The 23,963-nt window shown below is 35.6% G+C and carries 24 protein-coding genes; 15 read left to right on the top strand and 9 right to left on the bottom strand.

Annotated features, from left to right (window positions below; translation table 11 throughout):
- Positions 1 to 5 precede the first annotated feature (5 nt).
- A complete protein-coding gene (phoU, locus tag ACZ1AQ_RS01760; RefSeq protein ID WP_489631238.1) occupies positions 6 to 674 on the top strand; it encodes a phosphate signaling complex protein PhoU in 669 nt (222 codons plus the stop codon).
- A gap of 62 nt (positions 675 to 736) precedes the next feature.
- Here the strand turns inward: phoU and ACZ1AQ_RS01755 are convergent, their stop codons facing one another.
- The 3 genes from ACZ1AQ_RS01755 to ACZ1AQ_RS01745 form a co-directional block, all read right to left on the bottom strand.
- Positions 737 to 1,816, bottom strand: a complete 1,080-nt coding sequence (locus ACZ1AQ_RS01755; RefSeq protein WP_489631237.1) for a glycosyltransferase — start codon at positions 1,814 to 1,816, stop codon at positions 737 to 739.
- A gap of 161 nt (positions 1,817 to 1,977) precedes the next feature.
- Positions 1,978 to 2,514: a hypothetical protein gene (locus ACZ1AQ_RS01750; protein WP_489631236.1), complete on the bottom strand. Its 537-nt coding sequence runs from the start codon at positions 2,512 to 2,514 to the stop codon at positions 1,978 to 1,980.
- A 481-nt stretch (positions 2,515 to 2,995) separates the two neighbouring features.
- A complete protein-coding gene (locus tag ACZ1AQ_RS01745) occupies positions 2,996 to 6,427 on the bottom strand; it encodes a DUF8818 domain-containing protein (protein WP_489631356.1) in 3,432 nt (1,143 codons plus the stop codon).
- Between the two features lie 240 nt (positions 6,428 to 6,667).
- Between ACZ1AQ_RS01745 and ACZ1AQ_RS01740 the strand changes: the two genes are divergently transcribed.
- The 3 genes from ACZ1AQ_RS01740 to ACZ1AQ_RS01730 all read left to right on the top strand — a co-directional run bounded on the left by ACZ1AQ_RS01740 (position 6,668) and on the right by ACZ1AQ_RS01730 (position 8,351).
- Positions 6,668 to 7,045, top strand: coding sequence for a VOC family protein (locus ACZ1AQ_RS01740; RefSeq protein ID WP_489631235.1), 378 nt, complete (start codon positions 6,668 to 6,670; stop codon positions 7,043 to 7,045).
- Positions 7,046 to 7,384: 339 nt separating this feature from the next.
- Positions 7,385 to 8,002: a CPBP family glutamic-type intramembrane protease gene (locus ACZ1AQ_RS01735; protein ID WP_489631234.1), complete on the top strand. Its 618-nt coding sequence runs from the start codon at positions 7,385 to 7,387 to the stop codon at positions 8,000 to 8,002.
- Complete coding sequence (locus ACZ1AQ_RS01730) at positions 7,989 to 8,351, top strand: DUF2200 domain-containing protein (protein WP_489631233.1); 363 nt, start codon at positions 7,989 to 7,991, stop codon at positions 8,349 to 8,351. Before ACZ1AQ_RS01735 ends, ACZ1AQ_RS01730 begins: the two co-directional genes overlap by 14 nt.
- Before the next feature lie 72 nt (positions 8,352 to 8,423).
- On the opposite strand, the gene ACZ1AQ_RS01725 is transcribed toward ACZ1AQ_RS01730, so the two are convergent.
- Positions 8,424 to 9,683 (bottom strand): aspartate kinase, encoded by a 1,260-nt coding sequence (locus ACZ1AQ_RS01725; protein WP_438064506.1) that lies wholly within the window; start codon positions 9,681 to 9,683, stop codon positions 8,424 to 8,426.
- 67 nt (positions 9,684 to 9,750) lie between these two features.
- A complete protein-coding gene (locus ACZ1AQ_RS01720) occupies positions 9,751 to 10,227 on the bottom strand; it encodes a GNAT family N-acetyltransferase (protein ID WP_489631232.1) in 477 nt (158 codons plus the stop codon).
- Positions 10,228 to 10,397: 170 nt separating this feature from the next.
- On the opposite strand from ACZ1AQ_RS01720, the gene fbp reads away from it, so the two are divergent.
- A complete protein-coding gene (gene fbp / locus ACZ1AQ_RS01715; protein ID WP_489631231.1) occupies positions 10,398 to 11,411 on the top strand; it encodes a class 1 fructose-bisphosphatase in 1,014 nt (337 codons plus the stop codon).
- A gap of 243 nt (positions 11,412 to 11,654) precedes the next feature.
- Here fbp and ACZ1AQ_RS01710 read toward each other — a convergent pair whose 3' ends face one another.
- The gene (locus ACZ1AQ_RS01710; protein ID WP_315173006.1) at positions 11,655 to 12,086 is read right to left on the bottom strand and encodes a TerB family tellurite resistance protein; all 432 of its coding nucleotides are present in this window, start codon (positions 12,084 to 12,086) and stop codon (positions 11,655 to 11,657) included.
- 385 nt (positions 12,087 to 12,471) lie between these two features.
- On the opposite strand from ACZ1AQ_RS01710, the gene ACZ1AQ_RS01705 reads away from it, so the two are divergent.
- The 3 genes from ACZ1AQ_RS01705 to ACZ1AQ_RS01695 are packed head-to-tail and all read left to right on the top strand — an operon-like array spanning position 12,472 to position 15,071.
- Positions 12,472 to 13,065 (top strand): HupE/UreJ family protein, encoded by a 594-nt coding sequence (locus ACZ1AQ_RS01705; RefSeq protein WP_159687484.1) that lies wholly within the window; start codon positions 12,472 to 12,474, stop codon positions 13,063 to 13,065.
- A 2-nt stretch (positions 13,066 to 13,067) separates the two neighbouring features.
- Positions 13,068 to 13,499, top strand: a complete 432-nt coding sequence (locus tag ACZ1AQ_RS01700) for a deoxycytidylate deaminase (RefSeq protein ID WP_489631230.1) — start codon at positions 13,068 to 13,070, stop codon at positions 13,497 to 13,499.
- The gene (locus ACZ1AQ_RS01695) at positions 13,500 to 15,071 is read left to right on the top strand and encodes a S41 family peptidase (RefSeq protein ID WP_489631229.1); all 1,572 of its coding nucleotides are present in this window, start codon (positions 13,500 to 13,502) and stop codon (positions 15,069 to 15,071) included.
- Positions 15,072 to 15,073: 2 nt separating this feature from the next.
- Here the strand turns inward: ACZ1AQ_RS01695 and ACZ1AQ_RS01690 are convergent, their stop codons facing one another.
- From ACZ1AQ_RS01690 to ACZ1AQ_RS01680, 3 genes are all read right to left on the bottom strand, one after another.
- Positions 15,074 to 15,709: an FAD-dependent oxidoreductase gene (locus ACZ1AQ_RS01690; protein ID WP_489631228.1), complete on the bottom strand. Its 636-nt coding sequence runs from the start codon at positions 15,707 to 15,709 to the stop codon at positions 15,074 to 15,076.
- Positions 15,710 to 15,913 carry a hypothetical protein gene (locus ACZ1AQ_RS01685; RefSeq protein ID WP_489631355.1) on the bottom strand — a complete coding sequence of 68 codons (204 nt, stop codon included), beginning with the start codon at positions 15,911 to 15,913 and terminating at the stop codon, positions 15,710 to 15,712.
- A 94-nt stretch (positions 15,914 to 16,007) separates the two neighbouring features.
- Complete coding sequence (locus ACZ1AQ_RS01680) at positions 16,008 to 16,586, bottom strand: MarC family protein (protein ID WP_489631227.1); 579 nt, start codon at positions 16,584 to 16,586, stop codon at positions 16,008 to 16,010.
- Between the two features lie 257 nt (positions 16,587 to 16,843).
- On the opposite strand from ACZ1AQ_RS01680, the gene ACZ1AQ_RS01675 reads away from it, so the two are divergent.
- The 7 genes from ACZ1AQ_RS01675 (at position 16,844) to ACZ1AQ_RS01645 (ending at position 23,947) form a co-directional block, all read left to right on the top strand.
- Positions 16,844 to 17,410 carry a DUF3109 family protein gene (locus tag ACZ1AQ_RS01675; protein WP_489631226.1) on the top strand — a complete coding sequence of 189 codons (567 nt, stop codon included), beginning with the start codon at positions 16,844 to 16,846 and terminating at the stop codon, positions 17,408 to 17,410.
- Between the two features lie 264 nt (positions 17,411 to 17,674).
- Positions 17,675 to 18,652: a ribonucleotide-diphosphate reductase subunit beta gene (locus ACZ1AQ_RS01670; RefSeq protein ID WP_489631225.1), complete on the top strand. Its 978-nt coding sequence runs from the start codon at positions 17,675 to 17,677 to the stop codon at positions 18,650 to 18,652.
- A gap of 212 nt (positions 18,653 to 18,864) precedes the next feature.
- Positions 18,865 to 21,288 carry a ribonucleoside-diphosphate reductase subunit alpha gene (locus ACZ1AQ_RS01665; RefSeq protein ID WP_489631224.1) on the top strand — a complete coding sequence of 808 codons (2,424 nt, stop codon included), beginning with the start codon at positions 18,865 to 18,867 and terminating at the stop codon, positions 21,286 to 21,288.
- A 363-nt stretch (positions 21,289 to 21,651) separates the two neighbouring features.
- Positions 21,652 to 22,551: a hypothetical protein gene (locus tag ACZ1AQ_RS01660; protein ID WP_489631223.1), complete on the top strand. Its 900-nt coding sequence runs from the start codon at positions 21,652 to 21,654 to the stop codon at positions 22,549 to 22,551.
- Between the two features lie 143 nt (positions 22,552 to 22,694).
- On the top strand, positions 22,695 to 22,901 hold the full coding sequence (locus ACZ1AQ_RS01655; RefSeq protein ID WP_159687523.1) for an addiction module protein: 207 nt from the start codon (positions 22,695 to 22,697) through the stop codon (positions 22,899 to 22,901).
- Positions 22,901 to 23,200: a type II toxin-antitoxin system RelE/ParE family toxin gene (locus ACZ1AQ_RS01650; protein WP_159687520.1), complete on the top strand. Its 300-nt coding sequence runs from the start codon at positions 22,901 to 22,903 to the stop codon at positions 23,198 to 23,200. Before ACZ1AQ_RS01655 ends, ACZ1AQ_RS01650 begins: the two co-directional genes overlap by 1 nt.
- 27 nt (positions 23,201 to 23,227) lie before the next feature.
- Positions 23,228 to 23,947: an AAA family ATPase gene (locus ACZ1AQ_RS01645; RefSeq protein WP_489631222.1), complete on the top strand. Its 720-nt coding sequence runs from the start codon at positions 23,228 to 23,230 to the stop codon at positions 23,945 to 23,947.
- Positions 23,948 to 23,963 lie beyond the last annotated feature (16 nt).

Raw genomic sequence — 23,963 nt, 5'->3', positions numbered from 1 at the left:
AGAGGATGACACATTTTGAAATAGAACTAGAAAAATTAAAAGACATTATCACCAAAATAGGTATTTTGGCAGAAGCTCAAGTTGGTGAAGCCGTAAAAGCTATTTTGTCTGAACCCATCGAAGGCAAAGAGGTTAAAAAAACGGAACATAAGATTGACAAATTGGATGTAAAAATCGATGAGATTTGTCAAAATATTTTTGCGTTGCAGCAACCTGTTGCTTCTGATTTGCGGTTTATTATGTCGGCGATGCAAATTAGTAACGAGATTGAGCGAATTGGAGATTTGTCGATGAGCATCATCAAAAAGACAAAAAGCATCAAAGACAAACACGATTTGATTGCTAAGTTTGAAATTGAAGGTTTGGCACGCGAAATCGAGTTGGTAATGGCGAAAACCAATGCTTGTTTTACTTCTAAAGACGAGAATACTATTGGTGAAATTTTTGTTTTGAATAAAGCTATTAAAAACAAAGTAGACGATACCATTCACGAGATTATTAGTGAAATGAAATCCAATTCGAAAGTGGTGGTTTCTGGAACCAATTTGGTAATGGTGTTGAAACATTTGGAGCGCATTTCAGAGCATTGTACCAATGTAGCCGAATCGGTTTATTTTATGGTTCACGCCAAAATTATCAAACACGAAAAATTTGACCTTCCAGGAGAAGAGTAGTTTTTTATCTAATTACTAAATAAGGCATATAAGGACGAGCAATTTGCTTTAACTTATATGCTTTATCTGTTTTTATTTGTTTGAAAAACCTCAAAAAGTTCCTCCCAATCTATTGTGGTATCCATTTCTGAAAGGCCTTTGTAATCGGCAATTTTTGACAGCATTTCAATGGTAAAATCTTCTTGATTGGAAAAAGGCACGATGCGTTCTTGGTCTAGTTTGACTGCCAAATACTCTTGTTCGTATTGTCCGGGAGTGGGAATAAAAAAGGCTTTTTTGCCTAGTTTTACCAAATCCATAATGGTAGTATAGCCTGAGCGACAAAGGACGTATTCACTTTCGTTAAAGGTTTGTTCTAACTGGCGGGTATTCATAAAATTGTAAAAAGTTACGTCGCCTACTGTTTCCTTAACTTGTGTTTTCTCGATGATTCCTTTGATGAAAACCACTTTGCCTTTGAAGCGTTTTACCTCTTCGGTTAATTTTTCTTCGAGAATGCCTCTTTGGGGTTCAGGACCCGAAAGAATAATCATCAAATCGTATAGTTTTGGGCTCTCTTTTTTGTGTAAACGACTTAGTGGACCAATGTAACGCACTGGAAAATGTTTTCCGTTTAAGTGGCCCAAATCACCTGTTAGGTTAGGTGTTCCAGCCACATCGGGGACCCAACATTGTTTGTATTTTTTTATGATGATTTGATGTAATTTGCTGGTGAACCAAGTAGTGTTTCCGGTCATTACATTCAATTGATGGGTAATAAAAACAGAAGGTATTTTGGAGCTAAACACACCTAAGCGATTATCCGAAATGATGCCATCTATTTCGTATTTGGTGACCCATTTTTGAACCAATTTCTTCTCTTCTCTGATGGCTTCGAGCATTCTGGGCAAACTTTGAATGAGTTTCCATTTGAAGTTTTTACCATTCTTGGCATATTCTATTTGGTAGGAGGGAAGTTGTAGGGTTTGAATATAAGGGAATTCTTTTTTCAACAATTCGAGCGCTATGCCATCAGAAGCGATGATAGGCGTAAAATTGTTTTCTTGTAGCGCCTTTATAATTGGAATGCAGCGTGTGGCGTGGCCTAAGCCCCAGTTTAATGGAGCGATGAGTATCGTTTTTGAGCTAGAATCCAAAGTCATTTCGCAATCAAAATTAAGAATTTATACCAAGGCAAGGTAACAATACTCCTATTTTTTTAAGTTTAGGCAACATTACCAAAAGTTTAATTTAACAACTGTTTACATAAAAAAAGGCTTTCTTCTAAAAGAAAGCCTTTGAAATACTGTGTTTTACATCAAAACTAGTTTTCGATATAGGTTTTATTTCCGTTTTTGTTGATGTAGTATCTACCGCCTCTTGGACCAGTATATACTTTTTTTCCGTTGTATTCACCCGTTACTTTGTCTGGAGTTTTTGGTGCTTTTTCGGTAGTTTCTTTGAGTTTAACTTCGGCTGTTTTTTTGGTTTTCGAAGTTTTTTCGGTTACTGCTTTTTCGGCCTTACTTTTTTCGGCTTTGGCTGCTGCAGTGGCTTTTTTGGCTTCTTTTTCAGCGGTTTCTTTTTCGGCTGCGGCTTTTTTGGCAGCTATAGTTGCTTTTCTTTTCTCGTTAGCGGCTTGTTGTTTGGCTGCTTTAGCTTCGGCGGCTTGGGCTTCGGCTTCTTTTTTGGCGGCTATGGTTGCTTTTCGTTTTTCGTTGGCAGCTTTTTGTTTGGCTTCTTTTTCGGCAGCCGAAAGTTCTGTTTTAGCTTTGGTCGTTTTCTTTTTTGTGGCTGTTTCTTGAGCGAAAATGGTGTTGGACGCGATAAACAAGAAACATAAAATCAGTATTCTTTTCATAGTTTTAGGGTTTTAAATTAATGGAATACTAAAGCTACTAATTATTTTTGGTAAAAGGATATAAAGTTCTAAAAATCTTAGTGTTACTGTTAGCAAGAATGCCTCAATTCCCCTTCTAGTCCTGATAGGAACGGCATCCTCTTGTCTTGTCCTTACAACAAGACAAGAGATATAGTGGATAGCAGGAATCCCTGATGGCTGGAAAAGCCTTTTGTTGGCTCTCCTGATTATTTAATTTTTATTAAATAATAATTCGTTGTCTGCAATTATTTTTTTAACCACATAGAAACATAGAATTTTTTAGTTTTTAAAAAGAACTCAACAGACGTTTTACTATTCACATAGTCAATCTATGTGAAAAATATAGCTATTTCTATGGGTTCTTAAAATATTGAAAGTAAATCTATGGTTCTATGTGGTTAATTTTTTATTATGTTTTGAATTTCACCTAACGGTTTTAATAATACTTTTTCAATTCAGATTAAAAATAAGCTCTTAATTGCACATTGCCAGTATGAATGGCGGCGCTGGTTTCGCTTTTTCGGCCTTGGTAGTTGAAATTAATGTCGAGAAACTGAGTGATGTTTTTTTGCAATAACACACGCCAAGTGAGGTTTTGTCCGGTTTGTAAGCCTTCGAGCATTTGGAAACCCACGGCCGATTGTGCATTGCCATCGAATTGATTTTGATAAAAAGAGAGTTCGCCGTTGAGGGTGAATTTGGCATTGCGCGCATAATTGAAGGCGGTTCCCAATCGGTTTTGTTGCAAGGTTTCGGCTTGTGCGAGTTGGTTTTCTTTGTGTTGGAATTCATAAAATAATTCCCAACTGGCGTTTTTAGAAAACAAATAGCTGATTTTTGGAGCGATTTGGTAGCCTTTGATGTTGAAATTTTTCTCGGCATAATTTTCGGAGACTACGGCGGTCGCCAATGTTTTGGTAAAGAAGTTCAGCAACCAACTTTTTTGAAATAAATGTTGGTATTGCAGTTGGTGCGAGGCATTGCTGTTTTCCTGTGAGCCATTGGACAATAAGCTCTTGGATTTGTTTTGCAAATAGGTGTAAGTGACCGAGTGTTTTTGTTTGCCTCGATTGAAAAATAAGCTGTTTCTAAATACAGAGTTGAGTCCCAAAATATCGTCCTTCGGGCTTCCAAACGGATTCAAATCGAAGTTCCCGCCTTCGTTTTTAATTTTTCGGTCCATAATAAACGAGGTTTGGTTGTAAAAATAGGAGGCTATTTTTTTGAGTCCTTTTTCGTTTTGCCATTGGTTTGGGTTAATGATTAGGGATTGCGAAAACTTATTTTGATGGGTTTTGATAAAGATTTGGTTGGGTAAAAACACACGAATGTATTTCGCCAAATCGGGATAAGGCGCAATCTCGAATTCTTGTAATTCTTGAATGCCGTTACCATTATAATCGTTCCAAGCATAGACACCTTGCCCCGCATTGACTTCTAAAAAGGTAAATTCTTGTTGGGCAATCGAGCCCGAATTGGTTTCATAAGCGGTGGTGCTTTGTACCAATTGTTTCCAAAAACGGTCGTTGTACACGACTCTAGAATTGAGTGAAGGCTCTTTTTGTGCCGAGTTATTGGTGTATTCCAAGACGCGATAATTGGCAAAGACAGACAAATCGCTTTTGGCAGTTTGGAAGACTTTTGATTTTAAGCTAAAGGTTTGCGAATGATTGACGCGTTGTAAGACACCATTTTGAATACTATCGTTGACTCTTTGCAAATAGCCCACAGCCACGAAAACTTTGGTACTATCGCCGCGACCTGCAAATCCTCCTATCTCTGAAAAACGCTGACTGATGGGCATGAAGCTTTGGGTGCTTTTGATTTTCTCTTGGTTGTCTTCTAAGCGGAAGGTAGCGCCCACCCAATTTTTCTTTTTGTGAAAACGGACTTGGGTTTGTTGGCGAATAAAATTTGAAGTATTCAACAAATTATCACTTTTGAGTACGCTGGTTTGGTTTTGAAAACGCCAATTAGGAAGCTGGAAGTGCGCCATAATGCGGTGTTTTTGCCCAGAAAAAGAATCGGTAAAATCTAATTTTTCCAGTTGATAAGACGCATTGCCTTTTAGTGCTCCTTTGTGGTTTGGGTTCCATTCGCTTTGGATTCCTGCGGTCCAGAAGCTTTGGTTACCAGTGGTTGTGGTGCCCAAATTCCAATCGCGATTGAATTCGATATTGAACAAGCGTTCTACGGTTTTGAAACTTTCGGCTATGTATTGGTAATTGCCTATGAAATCCAAATTCCATTTTCCGGTAAACAAGCGTTGTTTGGTGTTGAGTTTTGCGGCTAGTCCTTTGTTTTGATTGTCATCAAGACTCGAGAATAAGTTTTGGTCGTTGTTGCTCACACCAATTTCAAAATCAGTACTGCTTTTTTCATTCGGCTGATATTGTCCTAAAAAAGTAGCGATTTGTATTTTTTTGGGAGCAATGAGCGGAATCGTTGGTTCATATTCTCCTTGTAAAATCCCGTTTATGGGTGCTACGTATTCGTAAATTCGGCCAATGGCTCCAGTGTTTTTCAAGAGATAATTTCCTTGATTTGGCCCTATTTTGCTGAAGCGAACATTGTACAAAACGGCTTGGTCATTGATTGAAAATTCAAAGTATTCAATACCATTGGCGCTTTTTTTCTCGTACAAGATTTTGTTTTCAGAATAGGAATCTTCATAAGCCGATGGCGCATTCATTTTGCTTGGGTCATTGCCCGCATTTTGTAAAATGGCGACTTGTTCTTTGGACAAACTTTGTTGTACGGGTTGGTTTTTCAAGTCGCTTTCGGAATACAAATAACTACCAAAACGCCAGTTTTTGTTTTCGTGCATTCCGCCTCCATAGGCAACAATTCGGGTGTAATTTTGATCTGTAAATTGGTATTCGACTACAATTCGCATTTCGGAAGTGATGATGAATAAAGGTGTAAAGACCAACTCTCCCGCGTTGTAATCCATCACATAATCGTTGTTCTCTCCACGTTTTAGCAAATTGCCATTGACATACACGCGCTCAGAACCCGAAACAATCAATACGTAGGCTTCTTCATTATTACCTTTGAGTTTATAAGGTCCTTGATTACCTTCTTGACCTGTAAACGCACTTCTGGCATATTGTCCTCGGACCAAACCAACTGCAGCCTCGATTTTGGTCTGTTTTTCGGTGTTGCCCCAATCGAATTGAGTACTCAAACCCTGTACTTTTTTATTGAAATTCATCAGCTGAGATGTTCGATTTTCTAAAAACAAATCGCCTCCGCGGACTCTCCAATCTTTGCTGTACAATTCCATAAAAATATTATCAAACTGATCCAATCTTTGCGAATAGCCTCCGTCTTGTAGCGGAATATTACTGTCTTGAATCGAGGCGCTAATACTAACTTTGTCGGAGAGTTTACCACTAATTTGCAGATCCAAATTTGAGTTTAGCACCGCGTTTTGATTGTTGCCGACCGTTACTCCTCGCGTGATGCTTCCCGAGGTGTTGAGACCATCAAAAGGCGTTGTTTTTTTGGGATTGGTATCAGCTATTTGATATAAAGTGCCCTTTAATGCCTCGTTGTTGATCACTAGACTATCCGAGTAGACTTGATAAGTTTTGGTTAAAAAATCGGGGTACTTTAGGTACTGAACCGTTAGTTCTTCGGCGGTAAGTGTCGAAAGAGATTGTAACAGCAAATAGCCTTTTTCAAAATTCACGCTGTAGTTTGTGATGGGAAGCGTTTCCTTTTTGTCGGTTGTAATTTTAAAAAAACTCGGATTGATGCTTGTTTTTTCTAACCAAATGGTATCGGTAGTAACTCGGATTTTTGTAGTGCGATAGGACGATTGATTTTCTTGCGCGTAAACGCCAGAAAGCCAAAAGAAGACTCCAAGAAACACAATTTTATTCCACATAACTACGATAACGTCCAATGTTCAAAAGTAGTATTTAATAGTGAATAGTGGTAAGGAATAATAAGTTGTTGGATTGTGGTTTAAATCAAGATGATTTTATTTGTATTTTTATGGATAGCGAATTCTAGAATTTTTATGGGAATGCAAATGCTATTCAATTTGTATAATGTGTTTCATTGAGAATAGTAGGAAATCAACAATTGCTTTTGAATCATATAGAATAATTAAAAAATAAAGGAAATGAAAAGAGTAACAGGAATTGGTGGTGTTTTCTTTAAATGTAAAGACCCACAAAAAGTAACAGAATGGTATCAAAAGCATCTTGGTTTAGCTACCAACCCTTATGGAGCTACATTTGAATGGCTAGAAAGTGAAGAAAGCACCAAAAAAGGTAGAACTCAGTGGTCACCATTTCCAGAAGATACCAACTATTTTGAACCTTCCCCTAAAGATTTTATGATTAATTATCGAGTAGAAAACTTGGAGCTATTGGTAGAAGAATTAAGAAAAGAAGGAGTGACAATTTTGGATGCAATTGAAACTTATGATTATGGTAAATTTGTTCACATTTTAGATTCTGAAGGGAATAAAGTAGAATTGTGGGAGCCAATTGGCTAGTTTTTATATTTATCTACTTCAAAATTATGGCACATCCTAAAAATTGGATTGATTTTTTTAATGCAATAGGGCGATTGAATTTCGTTAATGGATAGTAAGAAAGTCAAAAGGAAACTGCAAATGCACTATTGTTTCGATTTTTGAATTTGGTTTTGTAGGAATTAATGATATATTTGGTAAGGATTGCAAGTAGTAATTCAACAATAGTAATCTGTAATTCTATACTCAAACCATTTTATGTTTTTCAATTTATTTACTGTTTTTAATCCTTCTGAAGAAAGTCACGAGTCTTACGATTGGAAGGCAAAAATCAAAAACCTTTTGTCGTCTTATTGCTATATGTATTTAGCAATTATATTAAGTGCTCTTTTTTTGCTAAGACCGCTAGACTATTTAGTTACCGATGTATTGGGTTTCCCCTCTATAATGGAGGCAATAGGTAAATCTAGTGATAGGATTGCTACTATTTCTTTTTGGTTTGTTGTTATAATAGTACCAATTATCGAAGAGATTTTATTTCGCCTTTTTTTGAATTTCAAGAAAAAGGAAATTTGCCTGAGTGTATTTTTTATGTTGCTGTTGGCATTAGGAATTCGGGTTAATAGTGAAGCCTTGTTTTTGCTATCCACTTGGGTAAAGGTTGGAATTTCGCTTTCGGTTGTTGTAGTGCTGTATTTTTTTGTAATTGACAACATCAAGTTTTCAATTCGTTTACAAAGAAGCCTAACGATAGTTTCAATAATAGCATTTGGTCTGATGCATATTGATAACTTAGAAAAGATATATTATTCTTTACTATTAATCTATCCATTCTTTGTCCTTCCACAAATGTTGATTGGTTATTTTGCTACTAATTTGAGATTGAAACAAGGTTTTGTATGGGGAATACTGCTGCATTGTATGACTAATTTGACTTTTTTTCTGTTACATAAAATACTATACTATGGCACATCCTAAAAATTATGAACGCGTTTTTGCTATGACTTTTGAGAGTGTTTATCCACATTATTTAGCCAAAGTCCAAAAGAAAAATCGCACCCAAAAAGAACTTGATACCGTTATTTGTTGGCTAACAGGGTATACACCACAAGCCTTGCAGCATCAAATCGAAACGAAAGTAGATTTTGAAACTTTTTTTGCCCAAGCGCCTCAATTGCATCCCAACGCTAGCCAAATTACTGGAGTGATTTGTGGCTATCGCGTTGAAGACATCGAACATCCGTTGATGCAGAAAATTCGCTATCTAGATAAATTGGTCGATGAACTAGCCAAAGGAAAAGCTATGGAGAAGATTTTGAGGAGTTAGAATAGTAGTCAAGAATTTATTTGAATAAAAAAAGACCATTTTAAAATTGTTTTAAAATGGTCTTTTTTGTTTTTATAAAGTCTCTTTGGTGATGATTTGCATCGTTTCACGACTGACTTGTTTGAGCAGTACAATCTTATTTTCTTCAACCAGCTTGGCGGCTTGGTCGTTAAAATGACGAATGGTGTACAAGGTCACATCTTCGTTAAACTCTACTTTGAATTTCTTAGAGAGTTTAGCATTCAATTCCCCGAAATTGCCAAATTTGTCTTCTACGCAAACCGAGAAACTAATCGCCGAGTTTTGAATCAAGTTCACTTTGATTTTGTACTTATGGAACAAAGCAAAGATTTCACTAATGTTTTCCTCCATTATGAAAGAAAAATCAATAGACGAAAGCGAAATCATCAACTGATTGCGTTTTACTATAAAACAAGGCATTTTAGGCTCCAAGTCAGGACCTTTTGCAACAGCGGTTCCTTTTAATAATGGGTTTACAAATGATTTTACGAACAAAGGAATTTCCTTTTTTTGTAAAGGTTGTAGGGTTTTGGGGTGAATTACCGTAGCGCCGTAAAAAGCTAGTTCAATCGCTTCACGATAGGAAATCTGATTCAACAAACTTGCATTTTCAAAATACCTTGGGTCGGCATTCATTACGCCAGGAACATCTTTCCAAATCGTTACGCTTTCGGCGTTCAAGCAATAGGCAAAAATAGCCGCAGTATAATCCGAGCCTTCTCTTCCCAAAGTGGTCGTAAAGTTATTTTCATCCGATCCTAAAAATCCCTGAGTGATGTTTAGGCTTTTTGATTTAATAGTTTTGGTGATGTTCTTTTTAGTTTGATCCCAATCTACTTCGGCATCACGATAGTTGGAGTTGGTTTTTACCAAGTTGCGTACATCTACCCATTGCGTCTCAATTCCCATAAAGCTCATAAAATGACTCAAAATAGTAGTAGAAATCAATTCTCCAAAACTCACGATTTGGTCGTAGACAAAATTGTAATTCGGCGATTTGTTGTGTGCTAAGAAATATTCTAAGTCAGAAAACTGAGCATTTACCGCTTCAAAAACGGGATGACTTTCATCTTCAAACAAATCCAAAACAATTTGGTTATGGTACTTTTTTACTTCTTGTACCGAAGAATTCAACTCAGGCGATTTATCAAAATAGTTCTTGATGACTTCTTCCAAAGCATTGGTGGTTTTTCCCATTGCAGAAACCACTAATAATACATCTTCGTACCCAACGGTTTTTAATACGTGGTGTACATTTTTTATTCCTTCGGCATCTTTTACAGATGCACCTCCAAATTTAAAAACTCTCATTGTATCAACTTAAATTGTAAAACCATCTCTTGCTTTTGTGTATTTAGCAGAAAGATTAGCTTAAATGTTATTTACTTTTTTCTAAAAATGCATCAATTCCGTTCTGATCCATTTGTACCACTCTCCAATCGTCCAAAACTTTGGCACCTGAATTTTCATAGAAAGTAATGGCAGGCGTGTTCCAATCCAATACATTCCATTCTATTCTTCTCACGCCATCGATTTTACCTTGCTCGATTATGGCAGCGTACAATGCAGAACCAAGACCCGTTCCACGCATACTTTCTTTGACTACCAAATCTTCTAAATGTATGGTTTTTCCTTTCCAAGTAGAATAGCGATAATAATACAAAGCAATCCCCACAATCTCTTGTTCTTTTTCGGCTACAAAGACAGAGAACAATGGATTTTCACCAAAACCGTCTCTTATCAAATCTTCTTCGGTAATTACAACAGCTTCAGGTTCTTTTTCAAAGATAGCAAGTTCTTTGATGAGTGCCAAAACACCCTTCATATCCATAGCGGTCCCTTTTCGTATTATCATCTTTTTTGATATTTAGGTTCTAAATTGACTAAAAAAACAGATAAAAATACATTTTTTTTGTCATTTTTATTGCAAAGATACAATAGTGCTAAACTATCTAAATAATTATCAATTCATTTTCACAAAAAAAACGATATTTGTGACTTCAAACTAACTACAACGATTTCGTAATGGAAGAACGCAACAAAACCTTAGGTGAATTTATCATCGAAAAACAAAACCAATTTCAGTACTCCTCTGGAGAGTTATCCCGAATTATCAACTCCATTCGCCTGGCGGCCAAAGTTGTAAACTACAAAGTGAATAAAGCCGGTCTAGTCGATATTATTGGAGCTGCTGGAGAACAAAACATTCAAGGCGAAGACCAACAAAAATTAGACGTCTATGCCAACGAAGTATTTATTCAAACCCTAATCAATCGCGAGATTGTATGCGGTATCGCCTCCGAAGAAAACGACGATTTTATCACCGTCGAAGGTTCGGACAGCAGTCACAACAACAAATATGTCGTATTGATGGACCCTCTTGATGGCTCTTCTAATATTGATGTAAACGTGTCGGTAGGAACTATTTTCTCCGTGTATCGTCGCGTTACGCCAATAGGAACTCCAGTAACTATTGAGGATTTCTTGCAACCAGGCGTCAATCAAGTGGCAGCAGGTTATGTAATTTACGGAACATCAACAATGTTGGTATACACTACTGGGCATGGTGTAAACGGCTTTACGCTAAACCCAGCTATCGGGACATTCTATCTGTCGCACCCTAATATGCAATATCCAAAAGACGGAACTATTTATTCTATCAACGAAGGGAATTATGTGCATTTCCCGCAAGGAGTCAAAGATTATATCAAATATTGCCAGCTCGAAGAAGGCGATCGTCCCTACACTTCGCGCTATATCGGAAGCTTGGTATCCGATTTTCACCGTAATATGATTAAAGGCGGGATTTATTTGTACCCTACGAGTTCTAAAGCGCCCAACGGAAAATTGCGTTTGTTGTACGAATGCAATCCTATGGCTTTCCTTGCTGAGCAAGCTGGTGCCAAAGCCTCGGATGGTTTTGGTCGCATTATGGAAATTCAACCTACAGAGTTGCACCAACGTGTACCTTTCTTTTGCGGTAGCTACAATATGGTCGAAAAAGCCGAAGAATTTATGGCAAAAGCAAAAAATAAGTAGGAGCGAAACAGTAGGCATTTTCAGCAAACAAGGGTTCCTGCTCTCCGCTATATCTTTTGAGGCGAACCCCGCCCCAAAAGGATGCCGCTGCGATCAGGGCTATAAGAAAAACAATTCGCTTCTTTGTAAGCATAAAAAACCGGTAGCTGTAAAAAGCCACCGGTTTTCTGTTTTAAACTATTTTTCACTAAGGACTAATTACTAAGAACTAGCTACTAATCACTAATTACTAAGGACTAATCACTACTTATTCATATTCTTCATTTCAAAGATAAAAGTATCTAAGTCTACTTTTTTATCAAGGAGCGTCAAAGCTTTGTTGACAATATAACCCACATTTCCTGGAGTAAAGCCTAGCGCCAAACCAAAACGCACCAATAGTCGTTCTTGTTTATCACCTAAATGATGGTCAACGTGAACCATACGACCCAAATCATACAATCTTTCTAAACGCTCCACATACAAATAGGGAGGATTAATGTCATAGTTTAATGGGTTTTTTAAAATTTCGCGGTATTCCTCGGCAGAAATTTCCAAGCGAGAAGCCAGTTTGTCCAAAAAAGCTTGTTCTTCGGTTGTTGCATTTCCGTCAGCTAAAGCTACACGAACAATAGCAGAAAAATGACCTTTGTTGCGACTTTTGAATTCGTTATCAAATAAATCTGAAATTGACATAATAGTTGTTTTTATGGTTGTATTAAAGATACGAATTTTTTTAAAAATAAGAAGCAATGGCTAGTTGAAATCAGGGCATTCACTTTTAAAAATTTCCCCACAATCCGAGCATAGCGAATTGGCAAAGCAATTCACTAATAAATCAGGAAGTACAATATGTTTTGATGATATAAATTATTTTTTTCTTTCTTAGGCTTTAAATTTGCGGTGGATGCTACTTTTCAACCTCACAGACTTTCAGTATTCCAAACCAATCTAAGGACTTAAAGTTATAATGGTTTAATTTTTAAAAAAAATTAGTGAATTCGTGGCAAGTTTTCAAACCACTACTTTTCAAAAATTGTCGTAAGTTTACAGACCCTTAATCAAATTTATATAATTACCTATGTCAGAATTTTGGATTTATTTTCAAATCGGTTTACGTCACGTTTTAGATATTCATGCTTATGACCATGTTTTATTTTTAATCGCTTTAGCAGTTCCTTATTCGTTTAACGATTGGAAGCGCATCTTGTTATTAGTTACCTTATTCACACTGGGGCATACTATGGCATTATTCCTATCTGTTTATGGTATTGTTGCCATAAAAGTAAATGTAGTCGAGTTGTTGATTCCCATTACGATTTTGATTACAGCATTGTTTAATTTGTTTACCGCTGGGAAGTCCAGCAAAAAAGAGAGTATTAATCTGGTGTTTTTTATCACTTTGTTCTTTGGAATCATTCACGGTTTAGGATTTTCTAACTATTTCAAAACCATATTAGGCGGAACAGCCAATTCAAAATTATTACCGCTGTGCGAGTTCGCTTTAGGAATAGAAGCGGCGCAGATTGCGGTAGTTTTTGTAGTTTTGGTACTGTCTTATATTGTACAAACGGTATTTAGATTTTCAAAAAGAGATTGGACTTTGGTCATGTCTTCTTTTATAATCGGTGTAGTGCTTCCAATGATTATTGAAAGTGAATTTTGGTTACGATAAAAATGAACGAAATAAAATTAAATAAATACGACAAAGCCTACTTGCGAATTGCGAGAGAATGGAGTTTGTTGTCGTATTGCAAACGCAAGCAAGTAGGAGCCATCATTGTAAAAGACCGAATGATTATTTCGGATGGTTACAATGGAACGCCTTCAGGATTTGAAAATTGTTGTGAAGATGACGAAGGATTGACGCGTTGGGATGTATTGCACGCCGAAGCGAATGCTATTCTCAAAGTTGCTCGGTCGACACAATCTTGTGAAGGAGCCACCTTGTACATCACACTTTCTCCCTGCAAAGAATGCAGTAAGTTAATTCACCAATCCGGAATTAAGAGAGTGGTGTATCAAAACGGATATCGTGATGATTCTGGAATACAATTTTTAATCAAAGCAGGCGTTGAGGTAATTCACATTTCCAATTTAGACGACTAAATGAAATTCGAAAACAAATATTTGCCCATACTGTTGAGCGCTACTTTAGCGCTTGGCGTAGGTATTGGCGGATGGCTGAATGTTTCGAGAGACCCTGGTTTGGTTGCTTCTAATGCTTCCAAATCAAAGTTGAATTCATTAATTGATTTCATTAATAACGAATATGTAGACGATGTCAATACGGATTCTATTGTGAATTTAACAGTAGATAATATTTTGGCAAAGTTAGACCCTCATTCTGTGTATATTCCACCAAGTGTTCAAACGCAGGTTGCTGAGAGTATGAAAGGTGATTTTGTAGGTATTGGAATCAATTTTTATATGTACAAAGATACTGTTGCGGTCATAAAGCCTGTTTTTAATGGGCCTTCGGCAAAAGCAGGAATACAAGCGGGTGACCGATTACTATACGCAGGAAAAACCAAATTATTCGGGCGTCATTTGCCTAGTGATAGTCTTTTTGCAAAACTAAAAGGTGCCGTGGGTTCTGATATAGAAGTGACCGTTTACCGAAAAACTACACGTCAGAAGCTGAAATTCAAAATAAAAAGAGCGGTAATTCCACTGAAAAGTGTTGACGTGTCTTTGATGTTGAATCCTACGGTGGGTTATATCAAAATTAACCGTTTTTCTGAAACAACTTTTGCTGAATTTAATTCGGGATTGGCACAGTTGAAAAAGCAAGGTGCTCAAACCTTGGTCTTGGATTTGCGTGACAATGGTGGAGGGTATATGGAAGAAGCCATTGCGATAGCCGACCATTTTTTGAAAGATAACGACTTGATAGTTTTTACCAAAAGTAAAAGCGGAACAATAGAAAAAACCTTCGCTACGGAAAAAGGGAATTTTGAATCCGGCAGATTATTTGTTTTGATCAACGAAAATAGTGCTTCTGCAAGTGAAATTCTGGCTGGAGCGATACAAGACAACGATCGTGGAACCATAGTCGGGCGTCGTTCTTTTGGTAAAGGATTAGTACAACGCGAAATGGATTTTAAAGACGGTTCTGCTGTACGTTTGACAGTGGCTAGGTATTATACTCCTTCAGGACGTTCGATACAAAAGCCTTATGCTAAAGGTAATACGGATTATTTTAAAGAATCGGAACATCGTTTTTTGAATGGCGAATTGTATCATAAAGACAGCATTAAAGTTGCCGATACTTTGAAATTTAAAACCAAAAAAGGAAAATTAGTCTATGGAGGTGGCGGAATCGTTCCTGATGTTTTTGTGCCAATTAGTGCCGAAAAAGGAGAGGAAAGTGCTTCTTTATTAGAACAATCGGGTATGGTGGGGCATTTTGTTTTCGAAACTTTAGATCAGAATCGCGAAGTGTTTCAAGGGATGAGTTTTCAGGAGTTTCAAGTACAATACAATGCCGAAAAGTATTTTAATTTATTCCAAAACTATCTTAAAGAAAATGGATTATTGCTGCCATTAGAAAAAAGTAAAACAGTAGTGAATCAATTCATCAAGGCCGAATTTGCACGACAATTATTTGGTGAAGATTATTTTTATCAAATTGTTTTAAAACAAGACGAGATGGTTAAAAAAGTTTTGACAAAGAAATAGTATTAACGAATGCTGTCATGTGCATGTGTTTGCACACCATCATTCCATAACGTAAGAATATCTGTAGCTACGGCTGCACCACTTCCAGCCGCAATGGCTAATTGACTTCTCCAACCTGCCAAAGTGCCTATTACATAAATTCCTTCCGCTACTTTGTGGTCTGTGTTTCGCAATTGAATGCGTTGTTTTTCAGGTAATGCTTTTTTATGAGGTTCTACATATTGCAATAAGCCTTCGATAGCAAATGTTTTGGCCGAACCAATACCCACAATAATATTTCGGGTTAAATAGGTATTTTTATTTGTAATGACTTTAAACTCAGAATCCGAAGCCAAAGAATGAGTTGATGAAGTAAGATTACGTTCAATTTTTACTACTTTTTCTTCAGGAATTTGAATGATGTGAGGGTAAGAAGAACTCAAGTGTGAAAGGCTTTGTTTTAACAAATCACTACCTAAAGTGCCCGCAGGAATTCCATAGGCGTTATTAAACAGGGCTTCTTGTAGGGAAGAAGCTTTTTGGTGGGTAATAATTCCGATTTTTTTGTTGGAGACAAAAGATTTATTTTGGGCGGAACCTAAAACTAAAGCACAGGATACTCCTGAAACGCCACCGCCAATGATTAGAACATCAAACATCTATATGTTGTCGTTCATTTTTTCTTCAATTTTTTTAGAAATTCTAAAAATCAGAAGAATTAAAATAGCGCAAAAAGAGGCTCCGACACCAATAAGCGCAACGCCACTATTGCCTTTGAATGGCTCTGTGAAATCCAATAAAGTAATATTAAAAACAATTAAGGCAACAGCTAGGAAAATTAAAACAGTAGTAAAGATCTTCATGGTATTCATAATTATGGTTTTAATCACCCTATGTTATATACAAACTTGCGGATGATTAAAAGTATTCGAGGGGGTAAATTTATAAAATTTTACTTTAGGCAAACAAACCTTTAACATTAGCAGCGAATAATTTAACAGCAATAGCCAAAAGGACAACGCCAAAGGTTTTTCGAACGACTCCAAGTCCATTTTTACCCAACATTTTTTCGATTTTTCCAGAAGATTTTAAAACAATATAAACCAGTACAATGTTTAAAATAATTCCAATCAAAATGTTGATCGTATGAAATTGAGAACGTAGAGATAGTAGTGTAGTCATGGTTCCTGCACCAGCAATTAAAGGAAAAGCAATCGGTACAATAGAAGCCGAATTTGCTTCTTCGTCTCTATACAAATGAATGCCAAGAATCATTTCTAAGGCCAAAAAGAACAACACAAACGAACCCGCAACAGCAAATGAGTGTACATCTATTCCAATTAAGCTCAAAAACTCTTTACCAATAAAAAGAAAAACAATCATAATTAAGCCAGCGACCAAAGAGGCTTTTTCAGACTCAATATGTCCGTGTTTCGCTCTCAGATTAATAATGATGGGAATAGAACCCACGATATCAATCACGGCAAATAGTACCATTCCTACAGTAGCGACTTCTCTTAAGTTGAATTCTAACATACTTTTTTTGTTGGCAAAGGTAAAACATTGTGTAGATTTTTAATAGTTTGTCGCAATAAATCGGATTATTTTAATAATTTTTATCAAAAAACAAGCTGACTTTCTTGGTTTTACTTTTGATTTGCTAGTTGCTAATTGTGGGTTTTCGAAAGCTAGTTTTTACTTTATACACTAGCCAATAGTTAAAGGAGGAGAAAAAAATAACAGACTCCATGACTTTCATTAACTTTGCCTCAAAATAAAATTAGTACACCCTCATGTTTCAATTAGGAAAAACCATCGTATCCGAAGATATACTCGAAAAAGAATTTGTATGTAATTTATCTGCTTGCAAAGGCGCTTGCTGTGTTGACGGTGATGCTGGTGCACCTTTGAGTCTTGAGGAAACTAAAATCCTTGAAAACATCTATCCTAAAGTAAAACCTTTTTTACGAAAACAAGGAATCGAAGCAATAGAAGCACAAGGCATCTGGATAAAAGGAACGGATGGTGATTTAGAAACACCATTAATAGACAATAAAGATTGTGCCTATGTTATTTTTGATGGAGCCACAGCACTTTGCGGTATCGAACAGGCTTACAACCAAGGAATAGTTGACTGGAAAAAACCAGTATCTTGCCATTTGTATCCAATAAGAGTGAAAGATTTTAGTGATTTCGCTGCCGTAAATTACGACAAATGGGATATTTGTGACGATGCCTGTTCACTTGGAAAAGAATTAGAAGTTCCGGTGTATAAATTTGTTAAAGAAGCACTCATTAGAAGGTTTGGAGAAGACTGGTATATGGAGCTCGAAAAAGTAGCAAATGATCTCAAAAAATAAATCTAAAAAATATCTTTTTTCTCTTGCGTAAGAGTTTTAAAATCCTATATTTTACGGCGCTTTAGCTGAGTTTGTTATTTGTAAACAACTTCAAATCAGTAAGTTGAAAAATCTTAGTTTGTTATTTTGAAAATGACCCTTTGTTAAAAACTAGGGGCGATTGTGAATAAGTTTGACTTTTTAAACACACAATATTTCACAATCTTTGTAATCCCCAGATGGATTAAAATTCTCTTAAAAAATCAAAAAAAAGAAACAATAAAAATGTCACAATTAGAACCAATTTTACAAGAAAATAAAAATCGTTTCGTGATTTTTCCTATCAAGCATCATGATATTTGGGAATGGTACAAGAAAATGGAAGCTAGTTTTTGGACTGCAGAAGAAATTGACTTGTCTCAAGACTTAAATGATTGGAATAATAAGTTAAATGAAGATGAGAAATATTTCATCAAACACATTCTAGCTTTTTTTGCCGCTTCTGATGGAATTGTAAATGAGAATTTAGCTGAGAACTTTGTAAACGAAGTACAATATGCAGAAGCTAAATTTTTCTATGGTTTTCAAATTATGATGGAGAACATTCATAGCGAAACCTACTCCTTATTAATTGATACTTATGTAAAAGATGAAGTAGAGAAAAATGAGTTGTTTACAGCAATTGAAGTATTTCCTGCTATCAAGAAAAAAGCAGATTGGGCTTTGAGATGGATTAAATCAGATTCGTTTGCAGAGCGATTGATTGCTTTTGCAGCGGTTGAAGGGATTTTCTTTTCAGGAAGTTTTTGTTCTATTTTTTGGTTAAAAAAGCGTGGCTTAATGCCAGGATTGACTTTTTCTAACGAGTTGATTTCTCGTGATGAAGGTGTTCACTGTGATTTTGCGGTGCATTTGCACAATCATCATTTGATCAACAAAGTATCGAAAGGGCGTATTAGAGAAATTTTAGTAGATGCTTTAAATATTGAAAGAGAGTTTATCACTGAATCACTTCCAGTAAGTTTGATTGGAATGAATGCAGGATTAATGACACAATATTTAGAATTCGTAACCGACCGTTTGTTGGTTGAGTTAGGTTGCGAAAGAGAATACAATACCACAAATCCTTTTGATTTCATGGATATGATTTCATTGCAAGGAAAAACCAACTTCTTTGAGAAAAAAGTAGCAGAATATCAGAAAGCGGGCGTAATGAACACAGACAGTGATGCGCAGAAGATTTCATTCGACGCTGATTTTTAAAAAAGTTAAGTAGTATCGTTTAGTAATTAGAAGTAACTAGTTCTTTTTATTACCTATTAAATTTTGTCCTTCTTTTGGGCATATATTTCTATGGTGATAAGGAAACATTTGCCTCTACGAATCGATATATTCAAGGGATTAGTTTCCCAAATCAATTATTACAAATACCCTAAAATAGCAAAGGGATTTGCTGTTTTTTAAAACCAAAACTTATGTACGTAGTAAAAAGAGATGGCCATAAAGAGCCCGTAATGTTCGACAAAATCACAGATAGAATTAAAAAACTATGCTATGGTTTGAATGATTTAGTAGATGCTGTAAAAGTAGCTATGCGAGTAATCGAAGGTTTGTATGATGGAGTATCCACTTCTGAATTGGACAATTTGGCGGCCGAAACTGCTGCTTCTATGACCATAGCGCACCCAGATTACGCACAATTGGCTGCACGTATTGCTATTTCTAATTTGCATAAAAATACCAACAAATCGTTCTCTGAAACTATGAACGAAATGTATCATTATGTGAATCCAAGAAACGGTCAAAAAGCACCCTTGCTTTCTGATGAAGTACATAAAGTTATCATGGAAAATGCGGAGTTTTTAAATTCTCATATCATTTATAACCGTGATTTTAATTATGATTATTTTGGTTTTAAAACTTTGGAGCGTTCGTATTTGTTAAAGATTAATGGCAAAATTGTTGAGCGCCCACAGCATATGCTGATGCGTGTAGCTGTTGGAATTCATTTGAACGATTTAGAATCGGTTATTGAAACCTATGATCTAATGTCTAAAAAATTCTTTACTCACGCTACACCAACTTTATTTAATGCAGGAACACCAAAACCTCAAATGTCCTCATGCTTCCTTTTGGCCATGCAAGACGATAGTATTGATGGGATTTATGACACATTAAAACAAACCGCTAAAATTTCTCAATCTGCAGGTGGAATTGGGCTTTCTATTCACAACGTGCGAGCAACGGGTTCTTATATTCGTGGGACTAATGGTACTTCAAACGGAATTGTTCCTATGTTACGAGTATTCAATGATACGGCTCGTTATGTAGATCAAGGAGGAGGGAAACGTAAAGGAAGTTTTGCAGTATATGTAGAAACTTGGCATGCAGATATTTTCGAATTTTTGGAATTAAAGAAAAATCACGGAAAAGAAGAAATGCGTGCGAGAGACTTATTCTATGCCATGTGGACCTCTGATTTATTCATGAAACGAGTACAAGAGGATGCACATTGGACGTTGATGTGTCCAAACGAATGTCCCGGTTTATATGACGTATATGGCGAAGAATTCGAAGCGCTTTATACGGAATACGAAAGCAAAGGAAAAGGTAGAAAGACCATTAAAGCAAGAGAATTATGGGAGAAAATTCTAGAATCTCAAATTGAGACAGGAACTCCTTATATGCTATACAAAGACGCAGCTAACCGCAAATCTAATCAAAAGAATTTAGGAACTATTCGCTCCTCAAACTTGTGTACCGAAATTATGGAGTACACTTCAAAAGATGAAATTGCAGTATGTAATCTCGCGTCTATTTCTTTACCAATGTTCATTGAAAACGGGAAATTCAACCACGACTTGTTGTTTAAAGTTACGAAACGTGTAACCCGAAATCTAAATAAAGTAATCGATAGAAATTACTATCCAGTTAAAGAAGCTGAAAATTCCAACATGCGTCACCGTCCAGTTGGATTGGGAGTACAAGGATTAGCAGATGCCTTTATTTTACTTAGAATGCCTTTTACAAGTGATGAAGCAAAGAAATTGAATCAAGAAATTTTTGAAACTCTTTACTATGCTGCAGTTACCGCTTCTATGGAAATGGCTAAAGAAGAAGGACCTTATTCTACCTTCGAAGGTTCTCCAATTTCTCAAGGGGAATTCCAACATAATCTTTGGGGATTGAAAGATGAAGAATTATCCGGAAGATGGGACTGGGCTGCTTTGAGAAAAGAGGTTATGCAACATGGTGTTCGCAATTCACTATTAGTAGCGCCAATGCCAACAGCATCTACTTCTCAAATACTAGGGAATAACGAAGCGTTCGAACCGTATACTTCAAATATTTATACCAGACGTGTACTTTCTGGAGAGTTTATTGTTGTAAACAAGCATTTATTGCATGACTTAGTAGAACGTGGTTTGTGGAATGAAAGTTTGAAACAAGAAATCATGAGACATAATGGTTCGGTACAAAACATTGATGCTATTCCTCAAGATTTAAAAGACTTATACAAAACAGTTTGGGAAATGTCGATGAAAGACATTATCGATATGTCACGTCAAAGAGGATATTTCATTGATCAATCTCAATCTTTGAACTTGTTTATGCAAGATGCTAATTATTCAAAATTAACTTCAATGCATTTCTATGCTTGGCAATCAGGATTGAAAACAGGAATGTACTATTTGAGAACCAAAGCAGCAGTAGATGCTATCAAGTTTACTTTGAATAATGATAAAAAACAAGAGGCAATTCCAGAAAGTAAACCCAAAACAAGACCTCTTGAAGCGGTTGAAATCGAAACAGTGGAAATGACTCCTGAAGAATACAGAGCCATGATTGAATTGGCTAAAAACGCAGGACCCGACGACTGTGAAATGTGTGGGTCTTAAAAGTTTTCATAAAAAAGGCTTCGATTCAAGTTGAAGCCTTTTAAATATTACGTTTAACGTTTAATCTAGATCGAGAGAGGTAAGAAAAAAACGACATAAAAAAAGGGATATCAATGATACCCCTAACTTGGAAAACTTAAAGTTAAATGGCCGGCAAGCTTTTAAAAATTAAGTTATATTAAGACGATGAGGTTGCCTCACCTACTTATTTAATACTTCAAAAGTATATAATCTGAGTCTTCTTTCCAAGTTAATTTTTTTACATCAATAGCAAATTTACTTCAAAAAACTCCTTAGGAGTTATAGATGCTGGTGTTGTAAACTATAAACATTTTTTCAACAATTAAAAAAAAGAAGAATACTATGATTAATTTAAATATTTACAGATTTGAGCTTTTAAATAAAGCAAAAGAGCAACAGGTGTTAAGTTTTTATAATGAGGAAGAGGATTTGTTAGACACAATTGATGACTTCTGTAGTTACATACATAAGAATATTAAATCATATACCGATGCTCAAGGGAAATATAGGACATTTTCACTTGCAAACAATCAAAATACAGATTTTGATAAAAGAGTTATATCAGGATATTTTGATTCTGCTTATACAGGCGAGTATGGCAAAATCAAGGATAGAAAAACTTCAAGCCTTAAATATGATATTTTGAAGGGAGATTTGGTTAGTAAAGATTTCTTCTATCTATTTCACATTCCTAAAAATTCAAAATATGGTTTTTTTATTTTTCAAAAAAAAGAAAATCATGGTGTTAAAATGGTGTTTGAAAATGCATTCAATTCTTTTATGAGATCGAAAGGAGTCTCAAATTATTATTTAGAATTAAAGTATGCTCCTCCTAGATATTTGATTAGTAATTTTTTAAAATCTGGCGTTCTGAAAGAATTTAGATTAATTCACTCTATGCCAAAAATGAATGAAGATTCATTGAATATTGATATAAGCAAGGAAGAAAGAGTAATAAAAATAAGCAATTCTGCAAAAAGTGAGGATATAAAAAGCGTCCTAGTTGAATTGTTTAATAATTTTTCGACTGAAACTAAAATTCCTTTTCTCAATCATGGAGAGTATGATGAAATCGCATTTGTGATTAGTTATGATGGTGTAACAAAAACTTTCTATGTTAAAAACAAAGAAAGAATTAGATCTAGCGTCAATGTAAGTACGATGGTTGAGTTTGAGGATGGTGAGGTTACATTTGAATCTTTAGTAAAAGTATCGTTAGAGTTGATTAGTTCTGCAGCGTAATATTTTAGATTAATTTGAGGGAGTGTTCGTTATTTATGAGCACTCCTTTTTATTTTTAGATTTTGACAAATCTTAAAATAATACCCATCCTTACAAACATTCATTTATTTGCTTAAATTTGTTATCATAAAAAATAGCTAATAATGGAGATTAAGGATTTTTCAAAATATAGTAATGCTGAAAAAATTGTTTTTGCAGAACAATTATGGGATAGTATTGCTAAAAACGAATTAGAAATCTCTGATGAAATACAAAAAGAGTTGGATATACGACTTCGAAATTTAGAAGATGGCAAATCTGAATTGTATTCATGGGAGGCCGTAAAAGCGCATTTGAAAACGATTAGATAATGCGTGATATTCAATTTACAAAAGAAGCATTATTTGATATTGAGGCCGCTGTTTTATGGTATGAAGAACAAAGAACGGGTCTTTCTTATGATTTTGAATTGTGCCTTGAAGCAGGAATTGATGCAATTTTGAGAAACCCAGAAGCTTTCCAAAAGAAATATAAAGATATTAAAATCCGATTTATTTCAAGATTTCCTTATGGAATTCATTATACATACAAAGATAATAAGATTATAGTTATTGCTGTTTTTCACACCTCTCGCTCTCCAAAAAACTGGTCAAAAAGACTTGGTTTATAAGTTAAACCTTTTAACATTCCAATCCCCTTGAGTTTATTATATTTTACGGACCGAAGTAATGTCCTCCTTGAAGATGTTGTCTTTAATGAAGCCGTTTCACAACAAATCAATCAATTTTTGAAAGAGTATCAATTTCGAAAAGTACTCGAACAATATGATTTACCTGTAGCCAATAAAATGTTACTTTATGGCAAAACGGGTTGTGGAAAAACAATGACTGCCAAAGCCATTGCTAAAAAATTGGATAAAAAATTGATCATTGTTAATTTGTCAAGAATTGTTTCGTCTAAATTAGGAGAAACTTCCAAAAATATCGAAGGACTATTTAAAGAAGTACAGTACGAAAGTGCCGTATTGTTTTTTGACGAATTCGATTCTTTAGGGCAAATAAGGGATTACGATAACAAAGACAATACCGAGATGAAGCGAGTGGTCAATTCCATTATTCAGTTGATTGATGGTTTCCCAAGTCGCTCAATATTAATAGCTGCAACCAATCAAATCCAAATGATAGACGAGGCCTTAGTGCGTCGCTTCGAATTGCAACTCGAGTTTACTGCACCCAACGCTGCCGTTTTGGATACATATTATGATTCTTTACTTCAAAAGTATCCCACACAATTTCAAAAAATAGAACGCTTGTACGACATTACTTTTGCTGAAGCTAAAAATCATTTACTACAATCAGTGAAAAATAATGTGATTCAAGACGCTATTGCGAATCATCCTCAGGATTTATCCGAATAGAAATATAAAACCAATC

The sequence above is a fragment of the Flavobacterium sp. UM26 genome (assembly GCF_057922445.1).
The sequence above is the reverse complement of the archived record's forward strand: the minus strand, read 5'-3'. Positions and strand labels throughout refer to the sequence as shown.